A 17,131-nucleotide genomic window follows, 5' to 3' on the forward strand; every position below is an offset into this window, starting at 1 on the left:
TCGGGCCATGTTCCCGACCCAGCTGACCGACACCCGGGCGTTCGACATCGCCCAGGCGCTGCTTGGCGGCTTCGACGACCACTACCGCCGCTTTCGCGCGGTGTCAGCCCAGGCGCAGGCCCGTTTCGAGCGCGGCGACTGGGCGGGCCAGCAGCGGGCGCAGGCGCTGCGCATCGAGTTCTACGACGCCCGCGTGGCCGAGACGACCGCGCTGCTGCAGGCGCGCTTCGCGGCTGCCACGCTGCCGATGGACGTCTGGCAGCAGGTCAAGCTGCACTACATCGGGCTGCTGACCAACCATCACCAGCCCGAGCTCGCCGAGACCTTCTTCAACTCGGTGTGCACGCGCATCCTGCACCACGCCTACTTCCACAACGATTTCATCTTCGTGCGACCGGCCATCTCGACCGAGTACATCGAGAACGACGAGCCCGCCGCCCGCCCGACCTACCGGGCCTACTACCCGACGCCGGCCACGCTGCGCGACACCATCGCGCGCGTGGTCACCAACTTCCAGCTCGACGGCGAGTTCGTCGACCTGCATCGCGACGCCGGCCGCGTGCTCGACGCCGTCACGCGCCAGCTGGGCGACTTCCGCTGGCGCGCCAACTTCCAGCTGCAGGTGCTCTCCAGCCTGTTCTTCCGCAACAAGGGTGCCTACGTGGTGGGCAAGATCATCAACGGCTTCACCGAGACGCCGTTCGCCCTGCCCATCCTGCGCCGTGACAGCGATGGCCGCTTCTTCATCGATGCGGCCCTGTTCGGCGAGGACGACCTGCTGATGCTGTTCAGCTTCGCCCGCGCCTACTTCCTGGTCGACATGCAGGTGCCCAGCGCCTACGTGCAATTCCTGCGCAGCATGATGCCGCGCAAGCCACGCTCCGAGATCTACGCCGCGCTGGGCCTGCAGAAGCAGGGCAAGAGCCTGTTCTACCGAGACTTCCTCGCGCACCTGCGCCACAGCTCCGACCGCTTCCGCATCGCGCCGGGCATCAAGGGCATGGTGATGCTGGTGTTCGACCTGCCGAGCTTTCCCTTCGTGTTCAAGGTCATCAAGGACTTCTACCCCGCGGCCAAGGACACCAGCCGCGAGCAGATCCAGCGCAAATACCGGCTGGTCAAGGCGCACGACCGCGTCGGCCGCATGGCCGACACGCTGGAATACACCCGCGTGGCCTTCCCGCGCCACCGGTTCGAGGAGGCGCTGCTGGCCGAGCTGCGCCACTTCTGCCCGAGCGTCCTCGAGGAGAACGGCGACGACCTGGTGCTGCGCCATGTCTACATCGAGCGGCGCATGGTGCCGCTCAATCTCTACCTGCAGGACGCGACGCCCGAGCAGCGCGAGCGCGCGGTGGTGGAGTACGGCCAGGCCATCAAGGATCTGGTGGCGGCCAACATCTTCCCGGGCGACATGCTCTGGAAGAACTTCGGCGTGACCCGCCACGGCAAGGTCGTGTTCTACGACTACGACGAGATCGAGTACCTCACCGACTGCCATTTCCGCCGCGTGCCGGCGCCGCGCAACGAGGAGGAGGAAATGTCTGGCGAGGTCTGGTGGCCGGTGGCGCCGCGCGATGTTTTTCCGGAGACCTTCGCCCCCTTCCTGCTTGGCGACCCGCGGGTGCGAGAGGTCTTCATGCGCCATCACGCCGACCTGCTGGATGCCGACTTCTGGAACGGCCAGAAGCAGCGCATCCAGGCCGGCCATGTGCACGACGTGTTTCCCTACGACCCGGCGCGGCGTTTCGGCTCGGCCTGAGGAGACGGCGTTTCGTCCGACAGACCTGACGCGCGCGGCTGCGAAGAATCACCCGGGTGACCTGCTTGCCCCTGGAGAGCCGCCCATGATCTTCGACGCCATCCGCGAGAGCCACGACCTGCAACGTGACCTGTGCCGCAAGCTCACCGTCTCGCGCGGCGACATGGCCGTGCGCCAGTTGCTGTTCCTGCAGCTCAAGGTCGAGCTCATGGCCCATGCGGCGGCCGAGGAGCGGCATCTGTACGTGCCGCTGCTGATGCAGGACGGAGGTCTTGATGCCTCGCGCCACGCCTTGCACGAGCACCATGAGGTCGACGAGCTGCTGGAGGAACTGTCGGTGCGCGACAAGCAGCAGGATGGTTGGATCGCCACCGCGAAGCAGCTCAGCTTCAAGGTGCGGCACCACCTGAAGGAAGAGGAATCCAAGTTCTTCCAGGTGGCCGGCCGCCTGCTGCCTGATGCCAAGAAGGCGCAGCTCGGCGCCCGTTACCGGCGCGAGATCGTGCGCATGCGCAAGCACTACGCGGCGCAGTACCAGACGGTGGTCGTGTCGCCGGCCACCGGGCTGGTGAAGCCTGCGCGGGCCGCTGCCGATCAGGCCGCCAAGCGCGGCAACGCGCAGGCGGGCGCGCGCCTGCGCGGCAAGAGCCAGCCCCGGCGCACGGCCTGAGGCCGGGCGCCCGCCCCGGTTGCAGCTCCGGGGCGATGGCGGTCAGGTACCGCGGGGGACGTTCAGGGCTTCACCACCTTGAACTCGCCGAAGGCCTTGAGCTGCTCGCCGATCTTGTCGGCGTCGCCCACCACCACCCAGCTCTGCTCGTCGGGGTTGAAGTACTTCTTGCCCATGGCCTGCACCTCGGCCGCGCTGACCTTCTGCAGCGCCGGCACGAACTTGCCGAGAAAGTCGGCCGGCAGGCCCACCAGCCAGTTGCCGGCGAGCTGCTGGCCCAGCGCCCCTTGCAGCTGTGTGCTGATCAGGTAGCTGCCGGCCATGTAGCGCTTGTTCATCGCCATCTCGGACTCGGGCACGGGCTCGGTGCCGATGCGACGGTACTCCTTGATGTACTCGGTCATGGCCGCACCGGTCACGTCGTTGCGCACGTCGGCGCCGCCGGTGATGGCCCCGCCCACGCGCCAGGACACGCCGCCCGCGCGGGCGCCGTAGGTGTAGCCCTTTTCCTCGCGCAAGTTGATGTTCACGCGGCTGGAGAAGCCCGTGCCGAGGATGGCGCTCGTCAGGCGCAGGGCCACCTGCTCGTCGCCGCTGGCCGGCATGCCGGGGCGACCCAGTCGCAGCGTGGCCTGTACGCTGCCCGGGCGTTCCAGCAGCAGGCGCTGCACCGGCATGGTGGCCGGCGGCGGCGTGAGCTCGGGCAACGGCTCGCCCGTAGCCTTCCAGTCACCGAACGCCTCGCGGGCGAGTTGGGTGGCGCGGGCGGCGTCGATACGGCCGGTGATGACGAGCAGCGCGCGGTCCGGGCGGAAGCGGCGCGCATGCTCGGCACGCAGGCCTTCGGCCGTGACGGCGGTGATGGCCGCTTCGGTCTCCTGCGTGCGGCCGTAGGCGTGGTCGCCGTAGATGGCGCCGTCCAGCGCCTTGGCGGCGCGGAAGGCGGGCTGGGCGCCGGCCGCCTTCAGGCCCTGCAGCGCATTGGCCTTGGCGAGTTGCACCTCGCCGTCCGGGAAGGCGGGGCGGCGAGCCACGTCGGCCAGCAGCTTCATCATGTCTGCAGCATGCGAGGCCAGCGCGTTGGCGCTGAGGCGGATGCCGTCGTTGCTGGCCGAGGCGCCCACGCCGCCGCCCATGGCCTGGGCGGCTTCGGCGATCTGGCGCGAGCTGCGCGAGGCCGTGCCTTCGGACAGCAGGCCGGCCAGCAGCTTGGCGCGGCCGGGGGCGTCGGGGGCATCCGCGCCCAGGCCGGCGCCGCGCACGGCGAGCACATAGTCCACCCGCGGAATGCCATTGCGCGGCACCACCCAGACCTGCAGCCCGTTGGGCAGGGTGGTCTGGGTGATCTTGGGCACGACCAGCGGCTTGTCCTTGCCGAAGGGCGGCAGCTCAGCGGGCAGATCGGGCGCCGCCTGGGCGGTGCTGGCGAGGGCGAGCGCAGCCGTCAGCGCGAGGCCGGCGCGGGTGATGGGGGAGAGACGGGTCTTCATCATCGGGGCCTCAGGGTTGGGATGCGGCCTTGGCCGCGGCGGGCGCGGCCAGCATGGCGGCGGGCTTGCGGTCGATGACCGAACGGTTGGCGCGGGTCAGGTAGGTGGCCGCCACGCGCTGCACGTCGGCCGAGGTCACGGCCTCGATCCAGCCAGGCACCTGGTTGACGACGTTGGCGTCGCCCCACAGGGTCTGCAGCTTCGCCAGGCGGTCGGCGCGCAGCAGGAACATCTCCTGCCCGTTGTACCAATCGGCCAGCAGCGCGGTCTTGAGGTTCTTCAGCGTGGCGTCGTCCACGCCTTCCTTCACGATGCGGGCCACCTCTTCGTCGATGCCGGCCAGCAGCGCGTCGGCCGTGGTGGTCGGCTTGTAGAGGGCGAACACGGTGAACAGCGTGGGGCCGTCGTACTCCCACACGCCGGTGAGGCCGTAGAGGGAGTTGACGTTCAGCGCCAGCTCGCGGCCCTTGACCAGGCCCTGGTAGAGCCGCGAGGCATCACCGCCGGCCAGCAACTGGCCCAGCACGGCGAACGGCGCCTGGTCACGGCTGCCGCGCTCGGGAATCTTCCAGGCCGCAGCCACAGCCGGCACCTGGGCCAGCTTGTCGGACTGCGTCAGCCGCCGCTCAGCGGTGTTCAGGCCTTCGCTGAAGTCGGTGGGCTTGGGTGTCGGCCGGGCCGGGATCTTGCCGAAGTACTTCTGCGCCAGCGCGAAGCCCTGGGCGGGCGTCACGTCGCCGGCAATGGCCAGCACGGCGTTGTTGGGGCCGTAGAAGTCGCGGTGGAAGGCGCGCACGTCATCCAGGTTGGCGTTCTCCAGGTCGACGAAGCTGCCGTAGCCGTCGTGGTTGTTCTCCCACTTGTCGAAGGCCAGGCCGCCGATGTCGATCCACATGAAGCCGCCATAGGGCTGGTTCTGCACGTTGACGCGGATCTCCTCCTTCACCACGTCCTGCTGGTTCTTCAGCGTGGCGGCGTTGAAGTCCAGCGTCGTCATGCGGTCGGCTTCCAGCCACAGCATGCTCTCCAAGGCTGAGGACGGCGCGGTCTCGATGTAGTTGGTGAAGTCGGGACGGGTGGAGCCGTTGTTGTTGCCGCCGCCCGAGGTGATGACCTTGTCGAACACGCCCTTGGGCGCCTTGGGGGTGCCCTGGAACATCAGGTGCTCGAACAGGTGGGCGAAGCCGGTGCGGTTGCGCGGCTCCAGCCGCATGCCGACCTTGTAGACCACGCTGATGCCCACGGTGGGGCTGCTCGGGTCGGGCGAGATGATCACGGTCAGCCCGTTGTCGAGCTTTTTCACGTGCACGGGGATCTGCCAGCGGTCGGCGGCAGCGGCGGCGGCTGGCGCGGCCAGGCTCGGGCCGCTGGTGAGTGCGAGGGCTGCGGCGCCAAGGGCGCCCAGCACGGCACGGCGGGTGGTCTGGATCATGGACTCTCCTGGTCGGAAACGGCCGCGAGTGTCGCGCGAGTCGCGCCGGGTGACGGCAGGCACACCGGGAAAACCCGTCGCGCCCGTCAGCCGCGACAATGCGCGGCTGTTGTCACCCCTGTACCGACCATGTCCGATACCCGCCCCGAACTGCCCGATCACCTCAGCGTGGACCCGCGCAGCCCGCACCATGTCGCCGCCGTCTTCGAGCATGACATCGGCATTCGCTTCAACGGCAAGGAGCGGTTCGACGTCGAGGAATACTGCATCAGCGAAGGCTGGATCAAGGTGCCCGCCGGCAAGACGCTGGACCGCAAGGGTCGGCCGCTGTGCATCAAGCTCAAAGGCCAGGTCGAGGCCTTCTACCGCTGACCCAGCGCATGCGCGGCCCTCGCTTGACCGTCCTGCTGCTGGCTGGGGCTGGAGCGCTGGCTGCGCCTCAGGCGCAGGCGGCAACGCCGCCGCCCACCGTGCGCTGGGTGCAGGCCACCAGCCTGATGCTGCGCGCGGAGCCTTCGGCCCAGGCGCGCATCCTGGAGCGGCTGCCGCAAGGCCATCGCGTGGACCTGTCCAGGCCGCCGGCCGCGGGCGCGGAGTGGTGCGAAGTTCAAGGCGCCGGCCCGCTGCGCTACACCGGCTACGTCGCCTGCCGCTACCTGAGCGAACAGCCGGTGGCGCCGCTCAAGGCGGGCGAAGGGGGCGTGCCGCCCGACCGCCGCTGGGTGACCGGCAGTCGTCTGCAGCTGCGCGCCGAGCCGCGCCCCGATGCGCCGGTGCTGGCCAGCCTCGCGCTCAACACGGCGGTGCGCCTGACCGGCCCGGAAGCGGCCGCGGGCTATTGCGCGGTGCAACTGATCGACGGGCCGGCCTTGTCCGGCTACACCGCCTGTCGGTATCTGGAGCGCTCCCCGGTCAACGCGCTGTCGCTGGCGATGCCGGTGCATGCCGACGGCAGCAGCAATCCCGACTTCAATCCGGCGCGGGCATTCTGGATCGCGCCCAGCTGGGAGCTGATGGCCTACTACGCGCGCGGCGTGGAGCAGCAGCGCGCGCAGTTGGGCGAGAAGGCGCCGCGTGGCCCTGACGAGCAGCTCGAGCGCATGAAGGCCCGGCTGTCCGGCGAGGTGGTCAGCGTGGACGACCCGCCGCGGGTCTGGCCCGAATGGGCTCGCCTGCTCAAGCCGCTGCCCGGCGACGGTGCGCCCTCCCTGGGCCTGGAGGGCTATGACCGTGATGGCGATGCGGCGCCGCGCACGCTCGCCCTGCTCAAGGCTCTGCCCGCGCTGCCCGAGGCTGCGCCATCTTGGTGGACGCGCGAGGACCAGCTCGCCGCGCCCGGCGAATCGATCGCCGCGCTGGCGGCCCGCTTCGGCGGCCAGGTGGTCGCGTTGCACGAGTCGCTGCAGCCCGGCTCGCCCAATCGCGGCGAGGTGGCCCCGGGCGCGCGCATCGACCGCCTGAGCCAGCCGCTGCGCCGCATCAGCCTGCTGGCCGACCAGACCGTGCGCGACGAGCGTGCCGCGCCCCAGCGCACCTACCGCGACTGGGACCCCACCTCCGATGTCAACTGCGACGGCTGGGTCGGCGGCTTCTCCTACGGCACGGCCGACCGCGCCACGCTGTTGCGCAACGGCATCGAGGCGCCGCCGGCCGGGCGGGTGCCGCTGCTGTTCCAGCTCTGGAGCAACCGGCCGCTGCCGGCCGGCCCGGCGCGCTGGACCCGCCAGGTGCTCAAGCTCGACCGTGGCCAGACCGGCTTTGTCAGCGGCGAATGGCGCACCGTCGACCTCGACAACGATGGCATCCCCGACCTGGCCTGGCTGCAGGCCACCGGCCGCGGCCCCGGGCATCTGGACGGGCCGCCGCCCCATGACGACCCCTGGTACCGCCTGCTGCTGGCCAATGTGGCGGGCCGCTGGCGGCTGCTGGAGGTCGACACCTTCGGCTACGGCTGCGGCTGCTGAGGCGCGCGCGCGGCCAGCCGCAGTCGCAGGCCGCCGGCTGGCCGCAGCGTGACCGCCATGCGCGGCTCGGGCGGGCTGGCCTCCACTGGGCTCAGGTGGAAGCGCTGCAGCACGAGCGCCGCAATCAGTGTCATCTCCAGCACCGCGAAATGCTGGCCCAGGCACACGCGCGGCCCCAGGCCGAAGGGGATGTAGGCGCCCCGCGGGATCTCGTGCGGCGCGCCGGGCAGGAAGCGCTCCGGCCGGAAGGCTTCGGCCTCGGGCCAGCAGCGCGGGTCGCGATGCAGCAGCCAGGGCGTCACCCGCACCAGGGTGCGCGCCGGCAGCTGCACGCCGCCGACGGTGATGTCCCGGGTCAGCCGCCGCGTCATGATGGCGGCCACCGGCGGGTACAGCCGCATCGCCTCCTTCAGCGTGGCCGACAAGTAGGGCAGCGCACCGGCATCGTCGGCCGTCGGCACCCGGCCGGCGAGCATCGCATCCACCTCGGCGCGCGCGCGGTCCTGCACCTCCGGGTGGGTGGCGAGCAGCCAGCTCCACCACAGCAGCGCCGTGGCGCTGGTCTCGTGCCCGGCCTGGAAGCTCACCATGCATTGGTCGTAGACCTCCTGCCGTGACAGGGCCTCGCCCGTGGTCTCGTCGCGCAGGGCCTTGAGCATGCCGAGGAGGTCGCTGCGCCCGTCGTCCGCATCGGCACGAGCGTTGATGTGGCTGGCCAGCAGTCCGTGCAGCAGGCGGCTCGCGCGGCGCTTGGCCGCCTTGCCGGGCAGGGGCAGCCAGTCGGGCAGCGTGACGGGCCAGAACATCTCGCCGAGCGCCGTCTCGCTGAGCACCTGCACCGCGTGCGCTGCCGCAGCGGTGTCCTGGCCGATGGGCGTGCTGAAGAGTGTGCGCGAGATCACGTCCATCGTCAGGTGGCTGTAGAGCGCGTCCATCGCCACCTCGCCCGGGCGCACACGCGCCAGGCCCTCCACGGCGGCCTGCGTCATCAGCGCGGCATAGCCCGCCACGCGCTTGGGCGTGAAGGCCGGCATCAGCATGCGGCGCTGCCGCTGCCAGGTGGCGCCCTCGGTGACCAGCACGGACTGCCCCATCAGGTCGGCAAACACCTCGGGCCCGCGCGCCCAGCGCACCAGGGCGTCGGCATGGTCCACCATCAAGGCACGCACCAGGGCCGGGTCGAACACATCCACCACGCGCTCGCGCAGGATGCGCTGCGCCGCCAGGTCGCCCAGGCGCTGCTGGGCACCGATGAAGCCGAGGTAGTCGCGCCGCATGTCGCGCAGCGCGGCCAGACCCCACCAGCGGGTGGGGTGGGCGGGGAGATCGTGCCAGGTCAGGGTCGTCATGGCGGCATGGTGCGAGGGGTGTCGCCTGCAGTCTTGAACGAATGCGACACTGCCCGCCATGGAGCCGTCCACACGTCTTTGGCTGCCGCCCCTGGCCCTGGCCGGTTGTGTGCGCGGCGTGATGCTGCGCGACACCCGCGGCCGCGCGCTGCCTGCCGAGCAACGTGACAACTACTTTCCAGCCACGCCGCTCGTGAGCCTGTTCTGGTGGGCCGAGGGCCGCAGCGAATGGTTGGCCACGCCCGGGTTCTCGCAGCCGCCGGCGGCGCCGGTGCACGCGCCGGTGTTGTTTGCCGGGCCGTTCACGCTGCCCAGCCACACCCGCAACCCGGGTGAGATCAGCGCCTTCAAGCTGCTGATGTTGCCTGACGCCTTCACGGCGCTGACCGGCGTGGCCCTGGACCGCCACGTGAACCAGATCCATGACGCCCTGGCGGTGCTGCCGCCCGACTGGCAGGGCTGGGCGGCGCAGATGTCTGCCGCGCCCGATGACGCGGCCCGACTGACGCTGCTGCAGGACTTCCTCGTGCCGCGCTGGCAGGCGCTCGGTACCCATCGGCCCGGCCACCGTTATGCCGCCTGGACCGAGGCGCTCGCGGTGCGCGCCGCCACCAGTGCCGCCGGGCGCAGCCTGCGGCAGCTGGAGCGCCGCATCAAGGCCTGGGCCGGCTTGCCGATGCGCGAGCTGCGGGCCGTGTCGCGCGCCGAGAGCGCCTTCTACGCCGTCGCTGCAGCTGAAGGAGATGGCGGGGTGAACTGGGCCGAGATCGCCGCTGGCCACGACTACGCCGACCAGAGCCACCTCTGCCGGGAAACCCGCCGTCTCACGGGCTTCAGCCCCGAGGACCTGCGCCGGCGCATCGCCACCGAAGAAGCCTTCTGGGCCTACCGCCTTTGGCGTGGTTGACGTAAACGTCAACCAAAACGAGCAGAATGGCGGGATTCGCTTCAACTCTGGAGACTGCCATGTCCGACCCCATCGTCATCGTTTCCGCCGCCCGCACGCCCATCGGCGGCCTGCTGGGTGACTTCGCCAGCCTCGCCGGCTGGGAGCTGGGCGCCATCGCCATCAAGGCGGCGGTCGAGCGTGCCGGCGTGCCGGGTGATGCTGTCGACGAAGTGCTGATGGGCAACTGCCTGATGGCCGGCCAGGGCCAGGCGCCCGCCCGCCAGGCCCTGCGCCGCGCCGGCCTGCCGGACTCGGCCGGAGCCGTCACCATGAGCAAGATGTGCGGCTCCGGCATGCGCACCATGATGTTCGCGCACGACATGCTGGCCGCGGGCAGCGCCGAGGTCATGGTGGCCGGCGGCATGGAGAGCATGACCAACGCGCCTCACCTCATGTTCGCCCGCAAGGGCATCAAGTACGGCGCCTCGGCCGTCTACGACCACATGGCCCTGGACGGCCTGGAAGACGCCTACGAGCGCGGCAAGGCCATGGGCGTGTTTGCCGAGCAGTGCGTGGCCAAGTACGCCTTCAGCCGCGAGGCCATGGACCAGTACGCCATCACCTCCACCCAGCGCGCCAAGGCCGCCAACGAAAGCGGCGCCTTCGACTGGGAGATGGCGCCGGTGACCCTGTCCGGCCCCAAGGGTGACACGGTCATCAAGTTCGACGAGCAGCCCTTCAAGGCCAAGCTCGACAAGATCCCCACGCTCAAGCCCGCGTTCAAGAAGGACGGCGCCATCACCGCCGCCACCTCCTCCAGCATCTCCGACGGTGCCGCCGCGCTGGTGCTGATGCGCGAGAGCACCGCCAAGGCCCGTGGCCTGGCGCCCATCGCCCGCATCGTCAGCCACGCGGTGCACGCGCAGGCGCCGGACTGGTTCACGACCGCCCCGGTGGGCGCCATCCAGAAGGCGCTGGCCAAGGCCGGCTGGCAGGCCGGTGACGTGGATCTGTGGGAGGTGAACGAAGCCTTCGCTGCCGTGACCATGGCCGCCATGGCCGAGTTCAAGCTGCCGCACGAGATCGTCAACGTCAACGGCGGCGCCGTCGCCCTGGGCCACCCGATCGGCGCCAGCGGTGCGCGCATCGTCGTCACGCTGCTGGGCGCGCTGAAGGCCCGCGGCCTCAAGAAGGGCCTGGCCGCGCTGTGCATCGGCGGTGGCGAGGCCACCGCGCTGGCCGTCGAGATGGTCTGACGTCATGGCACTCGGCACCCACGACCTGGCACTGTTCGCCGCGACGGTGTTCGTGCTGAGCGCCACGCCCGGCGTGGACATGGCCTACACCGTCGCCAGCACGCTGCGCGGCGGCTGGCGCCAGGGCGTGGCGGCGGCTGTCGGCATCATGGCTGGCTGCGTGCTGCACACCCTGGCCGCGGCCTTTGGCCTGGCCGCGCTGCTGGCCACCTCGGCTGAGGCCTTCACGGTGGTCAAGCTGGTGGGTGCCGCCTATCTGCTGTACGTCGCCTGGGGTATGGCGCGGGCCGGCCTGAAGCCGCCGTCCGCAGCGACCGAGGTCGTGGCGCCGCCGTCGCTGTGGCGCACGGCGCGGCAGGGCTTCTTCACCAATGCACTCAACCCCAAGGTGGCGCTGTTCTTCCTGGCGCTGCTGCCGCAGTTCATCGCGGCGGATGCGCCGGACAAGACGCTGGCCTTCCTCTTCCTCGGCGGCTGGTTCATCGTGCAGGGGCTGCTGTTCCTGCTGGGGCTGATCGCGCTGGTGACGCCGCTGCGCCGAGCCCGGTCGCGGCCCTGGTTGGGTCGCAGTCTCAACCTCGGAGGCGCTGGCCTCTTCACCGTGCTGGCTGCCAAGCTGGCCCTGAGCAAACCATGAATGTGCTGATCATTGGCGCCTCGCGCGGGCTGGGGCTGGAATTCGTGCGCCAGTACCGCGCGGCCGGGGCGGCCGTCACCGCCACCGCGCGGGACGACGCCGGGCGCGCCCGCATCACCGAACTCGGCGCCAAGCCGCTCACCCTGGATGTGGCCAGTGCCGCCAGCGTGTCGGGCCTGGCCTGGCAGATCGACGGCGAGGCCTTCGATGTGGTCGTCATCAATGCGGGCGTCTTCGGCCCGCGCGCGGCAGCGCTGGACGCGCCCACGCAGGACGACTTCGACACTGTCATGCGCACCAATGTGCTCGGCCCCATGCGTCTGCTGCCCCAGGTGGCCGAGGCGCTCGCGCCGGGCGCTCGGCTGGCCATCATCTCGTCGCGCATGGGTTCCATCGGCCTGCGCACCAACGGCAGCGGCTGGCTCTATCGGGCCTCCAAGGCGGCGGTCAATTCGGTGATGAAGGATGCGTCGCTGGCACTCGCCGGCAAGGCCACCGTCATCAGCTTCCACCCTGGCTGGGTGAGGACCGACATGGGCGGCTCGGGCGCGGACATCGACGCCCCCACCAGCATCGCCGGCATGCGCACCGTGCTGGCCAGCGTGAAGCCGGCGGACACCGGCAGCTTCTTCAATTACGACGGGCAGCGGCTGGACTTCTGACGCCTGCCCCCTTCTGTTACAGGACTTCTCCATGCTGTTGAGTGACGACCACCTCGCCGTCCAAGACGCCATCCGCGCCTACGTGCAAGCCGAAATCGCCCCTCGCGCCGCCGCCTGGGACAAGCAACACCACTTCCCCGCCGAGCAACTCAGGGGCTTGGCTGCCCTGGGCTGCTACGGCGTGGCCGTGCCCACCGAATGGGACGGCGCGGGCTTGGACTACCTGGCCCTGGCCGTTATCCTGGAAGAGATCGCGGCGGGTGATGGCGGCACCAGCACCGTGGTGAGCGTCAACAACTGCCCGGTCTGCTCCATCCTGATGGCCTTCGGCAACGACGACCAGAAAGAGCGCTTCCTCAAGCCCCTGGCGCGTGGCGACATGCTCGGCGCCTTCTGCCTGACCGAGCCGCATGTGGGCTCCGAGGCCGGCGGGCTGAAGACCACCGCCACGCGCGACGGTGACCACTATGTGCTCAACGGCGTCAAGCAGTTCATCACCAGTGGCAAGCACGGCGACGTGGCCATCGTGATGGCCGTCACCGATAAGGCGGCCGGCAAGAAGGGCATCAGCGCCTTCCTGGTGCCGACCACCACGCCGGGCTATGCCGTCGCGCGCGTCGAGGAGAAGCTCGGGCAGCACAGCAGCGACACCGCGCAGATCCTGTTCGAGAACTGCCGTGTGCCGGCGGCCAACCGCCTGGGCGAGGAGGGCCAGGGCCTGAAGATCGCGCTGTCGGGCCTGGAAGGCGGGCGCATCGGTATCGCGTCGCAGTCAGTCGGCATGGCGCGGGCGGCCTTCGAGGCCGCGCTGCGCTACAGCAAGGACCGCGTCACCTTCGGCCAGCCGATCTTCGAGCACCAGGCCGTGCAGTTCAAGCTGGCCGACATGGCCACCCAGATCGAGGCCGCACGCCAGCTCATCTGGCATGCCGCCGCGCTGAAAGACGCCGGCAAGCCCTGCCTGAAGGAGGCGGCCATGGCCAAGCTCTTCGCCAGCGAGATGGCCGAGCGGGTCTGCTCCGACGCCATCCAGATCCACGGCGGCTATGGCTACCTCGCGGACTTCCCGGTCGAGCGCATCTACCGTGACGTGCGGGTCTGCCAGATCTACGAAGGCACGAGCGAGGTGCAGAAGATCCTGATCGGGCGGGCGCTGGCCCAGGCCTGATCAGCGCAGGCGCGCGAACAGGTTGCGGGCGTCCACGCCCGCGTCGTCTTCGGGTACGCCATGGCGCTGGCACAGCGGGCGCTGCTTCACGGCCCGCGTCATCGCATGCATGGTGTGGGTGAAGCCGGCTGCCGTGAGCCCGGTGGCCGTTGTGCGGAAACCGCAGTGCCGCCAGAAGGCCAGCCCGCCCGTGTTGGTATCTGTCACGCTGAGGTACCACTGGCTGATGCCGGGCCACCGCCGGGCCTGCCGGCTGAGGCGCTCGACGATCTCGCAGCCCACGTGCTGCTTGCGCAGCGGTGCCGGCACCAGCAGTAGCAGCAGGGCAGCGGCATCAGCCGAGGGCATGTGCAGGGCGACCTGTGCCAGGCCCAGCGGGCGGTCGTGGTCGAAGGCGGCGAAGGTCAGCCGGTGCTCGGGTGCGCAGGCGCTCGGGAATCGACCCTCCAGCGGCTGCGCCATGTCGTTGGACGGCAGCCGGCCAAAGGCATCGACTTCGTACTCGGGAGCGGCCAGGAAGAGCTCCTGGGCGATCTCGCGATCACGGGGGTCTTCGAGATTGAGGCGGCGGAGGAACATAAGCAAACTGCAAGCTTTCTGACAGGTTCGAAGCATCGCTCAACTTCGTCAGAGTTTTGCTTCCGACTTGTAACGCCACGTTGCGTGGACATCACAACGTGCAAATGTCACTGTTCCGTCGCCGGTCAAGGGGGTGCGCGCCGCCCCTGCGCTAAATTGAGTTGGACAAAAGGAGGCCCGTCCCGATGTTCGCCAACCTCTCCATTGCCCAGCGCGTGGCGCTGTACCTCGGCCTGACCGTGGCCCTGCAAGTGCATGTCATCGTGGGGGTGCTGACCGGCATGTCGGCCGGGTGGCTGATCGGCGGCAGCCTGGTGCTGGGCGGGCTCATCGCCTTCATCTACATCGACGGCGCCAAGAGCACCGGCGACTTCCTGCGCGACCTGATGGGCGGTGCCTCGCGCATGAGCGACGGCGACCTGCGTGAAGACATCGTGCTGCGCGGCAATGCCAGCGCCCGTGCCGGCATGTCGATGATGCTCAAGCTGCAGACCACGCTGCGCGGCATGATGAGCACGCTGCGCGACGGCGCCGAGCAGGTCAACACGGCCGCCACCGAGATTGCGGCCGGCAACCTCGACCTCTCTCAGCGCACCGAGCAGGGCAGCGCCGACCTTCAGCAGGCAGCCAGCTCCATGCGGCAGATGACCGAGGCCGCCCGCCACAGCAGCGAAGCCATGGACGAGGCCAGCACGCTGGCCCAGACCACGTCCGCCCAGGCGCGCCAGAGCGGCGAGGTGGTGCTCAACGCCGTGACGGCCATGAACGGCGTGAGCCAAAGCAGCCGCAAGATTGCCGACATCATCGGCGTCATCGACGGCATCGCCTTCCAGACCAACATCCTGGCGCTGAACGCCGCCGTCGAGGCCGCCCGGGCGGGCGGGCAGGGGCGGGGCTTCGCGGTGGTGGCGTCCGAAGTGCGCTCGCTGGCGCAGCGCTCCGCCGGGGCCGCCAAGGAGATCAAGTCCTTGATCAGCGCCAGTGTCGAGCAGGTCGATGCCGGCTCACGCCTCGTCAACGACGCCGGCACGCAGATGCAGGACGTGGTGGCCAGCGTGGAGCGCGTGGCGTCGCTGATCAAGGACGCCACCGAGCTGGCCCGCACCCAGAGCGCCGGCCTGCGTGAGATTGCGGATTCGGTGGACCGACTCGATCAGTCCATGCAACAGAACGCCGCCCTGGTGGAAGAGGGCGCCGCGGCGGCCGAGAGCCTGAAGGCCCAGGCCAGCCGCCTGAACGAGTTGGTCGGGCGTTTCAAGACGCGCTGAGCGCGGCGGTCGGACGTCTCCGTTCAGGCTGCCAGCGTGCCGAAGGCGCGGTCCAGCACGTCGCTGGACGTCACCAGCGCGGCGCGCTCGGCGCGGTCCATGGCCGGTGCGGTCACCGCCACGGCGCCGGCCGCCCCCACCAGGGCCGGCAGCGACAGCGCAACCCCATCGTCCTGCACGCGGCACACCGGCAGCAATCGTCGCTCGTCATTCACGATGCAGCCCAACAGCTCGGCCGTCACCAGGCCGATGGCATGGTTGGTGGCGCCCTTGCGCTTGATGACCTCGTAGGCCGCGCGGCGCACCTCCTGCGCCAGCGTCGCCTCGTCCTGGGGCTGCCAGCCCGGCCAGTCGCGCAAGGGCACGCCGCCCACGCGGGCGCCTGACCACAGCGGCACCGAGGTGTCGCCATGCTCGCCCACCATCTGCACATGCACCGACTGCGTGGCCACGCCGAGCTTCACGGCCAGGCGCTGGCGCAGGCGGGCGGTGTCCAGCAGCGTGCCGGTGCCGATGACGCGCTCCGGCGGCAGGCCGCTGGCGCTGCGTACCACTCGCGTCAGCACGTCGACCGGGTTGGTCACGACGATCACGATGCCGCCGAACCCGGTCAGCGACCGGCCGACGCCCGCGGCGATGCGGGCGTTGTCGCGCAGCAGGTCCAGCCGGCTTTCGTCTGCCCGGCCGTTGCGGCCCGCGGCCAGCACGACGATGTCGGCCTCGCGCATCTGCGCCAGCGGCACCGCCTTGACCTCGCAGCGCGGGTAGAAGGCGGCGCCATCGGCCAGGTCCAGGGCTTCGCCCTCGGCCACGTCGATGCGCAGGTCGTGCAGCCAGAGCTCTCTGGCGTGGCCCGCCAGCAGGGTGGAAAAGGCGACGCTGGTGCCGACCCAGCCCGTGCCGATGATGCCGATGCGTGCTTTCATGCCCGAAGTATGGCCGGCGTGAAGCCCCCTCGGCGGCCTGCCGCTGTCGATTCGCGCCGCCTGCTTGCCATTCGTCGCCGGCCGCTGGGGCGGCTGCGTCGCGCTGCCTAGCATGGCCGCCATCCAGTCAGGAGAGGCGAACATGGTCAACGAGGTGTTGCAGGCGACCGGCCTGCGCAAGGTCTATGGTGAGCGGGTGGCGGTGCAGGACGTGAGCCTGTCGCTGCGCCCGGGCGAGGTGCTCGGCCTGCTCGGGCCCAATGGCGCGGGCAAGTCGACGACGGTGGGCATGATCTGCGGCCTGACCGTGCCGGACGCCGGCCGGGTGACGCTCTCGGGCGGCGTGAGCCTGTCGAGCGACGAGGCGGCCTACAAGCGGCGCATCGGCCTGGTGCCGCAGGACATCGCCTTGTACGAAGAGCTGCCCGCGCGCATGAATCTGGAACTCTGCGGCGCGCTGTACGGCCTGGCGCCGGACCTCATCCGTCGTCGCGCTGCCGAGGTGCTGGCCCTGGTGGGCCTGACCGACCGTGCCCAGGACCGGCCCGCTACCTTCTCCGGCGGCATGAAGCGGCGCCTCAACATCGCCTGCGCGCTGTTGCACGACCCCGACGTGTTGCTGCTGGACGAGCCCACGGCCGGCGTCGACCCGCAAAGCCGCAACGCCATCTTCGACAACCTGGAGGCGCTCAAGGCGGCCGGCAAGGCGCTGATCTACACCACGCACTACATGGAAGAGGCCGAGCGCCTGGCCGACCGCATCGTCATCATCGACCACGGTCGTGTGGTCGCCAGCGGCACGCAGGCCGAGCTGTTCGCGCGGCTGCCGGCGGCGCAGACCCTGCAGATCGAGCTCGACGGCGAGCCCGACGACGCCGCACTGGCGGGCCTGCCCGGCCTGCGCCGCACCGGCCAGCGGCTGGACGTGCAGCTGCCCGACCTGGGGCGCGATGCCGGCCCCCTGCTGGCGGCGCTGGCCCAGCGCGGCGTGCGGGTGCGTGGGCTGGCATCCAGCCGCGCCACGCTCGAAGACGTCTTCCTGCAACTCACCGGCCGCGCCCTGCGGGACTGAGGACATCCAC

The 17,131-nt window shown here is 70.3% G+C and carries 16 protein-coding genes; 11 read left to right on the forward strand and 5 right to left on the reverse strand.

The genetic code is table 11. The features are described 5' to 3' along the window. The first annotated feature begins 7 nt into the window (after positions 1-7). On the forward strand, positions 8-1,759 hold the full coding sequence (gene aceK / locus CDO81_RS22680) for a bifunctional isocitrate dehydrogenase kinase/phosphatase (RefSeq protein ID WP_088485525.1): 1,752 nt from the start codon (positions 8-10) through the stop codon (positions 1,757-1,759). Between the two features lie 85 nt (positions 1,760-1,844). Further along, on the forward strand, positions 1,845-2,429 hold the full coding sequence (locus CDO81_RS22685; RefSeq protein ID WP_088485526.1) for a hemerythrin domain-containing protein: 585 nt from the start codon (positions 1,845-1,847) through the stop codon (positions 2,427-2,429). 62 nt (positions 2,430-2,491) lie between these two features. On the opposite strand, the gene CDO81_RS22690 is transcribed toward CDO81_RS22685, so the two are convergent. Both CDO81_RS22690 and CDO81_RS22695 read right to left on the reverse strand, forming a co-directional pair. Further along, the gene (locus CDO81_RS22690; RefSeq protein ID WP_088485527.1) at positions 2,492-3,922 is read right to left on the reverse strand and encodes a M16 family metallopeptidase; all 1,431 of its coding nucleotides are present in this window, start codon (positions 3,920-3,922) and stop codon (positions 2,492-2,494) included. A 7-nt stretch (positions 3,923-3,929) separates the two neighbouring features. Next, a complete protein-coding gene (locus CDO81_RS22695) occupies positions 3,930-5,351 on the reverse strand; it encodes a M16 family metallopeptidase (protein ID WP_088485528.1) in 1,422 nt (473 codons plus the stop codon). Positions 5,352-5,480: 129 nt separating this feature from the next. Between CDO81_RS22695 and CDO81_RS22700 the strand changes: the two genes are divergently transcribed. Further along, entirely contained in the window at positions 5,481-5,723 is a 243-nt protein-coding gene (locus tag CDO81_RS22700; RefSeq protein WP_088485529.1) for a DUF3297 family protein, read from the forward strand. A gap of 8 nt (positions 5,724-5,731) precedes the next feature. Beyond that, positions 5,732-7,315, forward strand: a complete 1,584-nt coding sequence (locus CDO81_RS22705) for an SH3 domain-containing protein (RefSeq protein WP_088485530.1) — start codon at positions 5,732-5,734, stop codon at positions 7,313-7,315. On the opposite strand, the gene CDO81_RS22710 is transcribed toward CDO81_RS22705, so the two are convergent. After that, positions 7,297-8,664, reverse strand: coding sequence for a cytochrome P450 (locus CDO81_RS22710; protein WP_241517102.1), 1,368 nt, complete (start codon positions 8,662-8,664; stop codon positions 7,297-7,299). The genes CDO81_RS22705 and CDO81_RS22710 overlap by 19 nt on opposite strands. Before the next feature lie 58 nt (positions 8,665-8,722). Here CDO81_RS22710 and CDO81_RS22715 point away from each other — a divergent pair, with 58 nt between their 5' ends. Genes CDO81_RS22715 through CDO81_RS22735 form a run of 5 tightly spaced genes read left to right on the forward strand, consistent with a single transcriptional unit; the run spans position 8,723 to position 13,276 of the window. Then, positions 8,723-9,571, forward strand: coding sequence for an AraC family transcriptional regulator (locus CDO81_RS22715; RefSeq protein WP_088485531.1), 849 nt, complete (start codon positions 8,723-8,725; stop codon positions 9,569-9,571). Between the two features lie 59 nt (positions 9,572-9,630). Then, complete coding sequence (locus CDO81_RS22720; protein ID WP_088485532.1) at positions 9,631-10,809, forward strand: acetyl-CoA C-acyltransferase; 1,179 nt, start codon at positions 9,631-9,633, stop codon at positions 10,807-10,809. A 4-nt stretch (positions 10,810-10,813) separates the two neighbouring features. Next, positions 10,814-11,446, forward strand: coding sequence for a LysE family translocator (locus CDO81_RS22725; RefSeq protein WP_088485533.1), 633 nt, complete (start codon positions 10,814-10,816; stop codon positions 11,444-11,446). After that, positions 11,443-12,108, forward strand: coding sequence for an SDR family oxidoreductase (locus tag CDO81_RS22730; RefSeq protein ID WP_088485534.1), 666 nt, complete (start codon positions 11,443-11,445; stop codon positions 12,106-12,108). The genes CDO81_RS22725 and CDO81_RS22730 overlap by 4 nt, the downstream gene beginning before the upstream one ends. Before the next feature lie 31 nt (positions 12,109-12,139). After that, positions 12,140-13,276, forward strand: a complete 1,137-nt coding sequence (locus CDO81_RS22735; RefSeq protein WP_088485535.1) for an acyl-CoA dehydrogenase family protein — start codon at positions 12,140-12,142, stop codon at positions 13,274-13,276. Here CDO81_RS22735 and CDO81_RS22740 read toward each other — a convergent pair whose 3' ends face one another. Beyond that, the gene (locus tag CDO81_RS22740; RefSeq protein ID WP_158218391.1) at positions 13,277-13,855 is read right to left on the reverse strand and encodes a GNAT family N-acetyltransferase; all 579 of its coding nucleotides are present in this window, start codon (positions 13,853-13,855) and stop codon (positions 13,277-13,279) included. A gap of 185 nt (positions 13,856-14,040) precedes the next feature. Between CDO81_RS22740 and CDO81_RS22745 the strand changes: the two genes are divergently transcribed. After that, entirely contained in the window at positions 14,041-15,123 is a 1,083-nt protein-coding gene (locus CDO81_RS22745; protein ID WP_088485537.1) for a methyl-accepting chemotaxis protein, read from the forward strand. Positions 15,124-15,146: 23 nt separating this feature from the next. On the opposite strand, the gene CDO81_RS22750 is transcribed toward CDO81_RS22745, so the two are convergent. Then, positions 15,147-16,049, reverse strand: coding sequence for a lactate/malate family dehydrogenase (locus CDO81_RS22750; protein ID WP_088485538.1), 903 nt, complete (start codon positions 16,047-16,049; stop codon positions 15,147-15,149). A 142-nt stretch (positions 16,050-16,191) separates the two neighbouring features. Between CDO81_RS22750 and CDO81_RS22755 the strand changes: the two genes are divergently transcribed. After that, on the forward strand, positions 16,192-17,121 hold the full coding sequence (locus CDO81_RS22755; protein ID WP_088485539.1) for an ABC transporter ATP-binding protein: 930 nt from the start codon (positions 16,192-16,194) through the stop codon (positions 17,119-17,121). The last annotated feature ends 10 nt before the right edge of the window (positions 17,122-17,131 follow it).

The organism is Roseateles puraquae (assembly GCF_002205845.1).
Classification (GTDB): domain Bacteria; phylum Pseudomonadota; class Gammaproteobacteria; order Burkholderiales; family Burkholderiaceae_C; genus Pelomonas; species Pelomonas puraquae.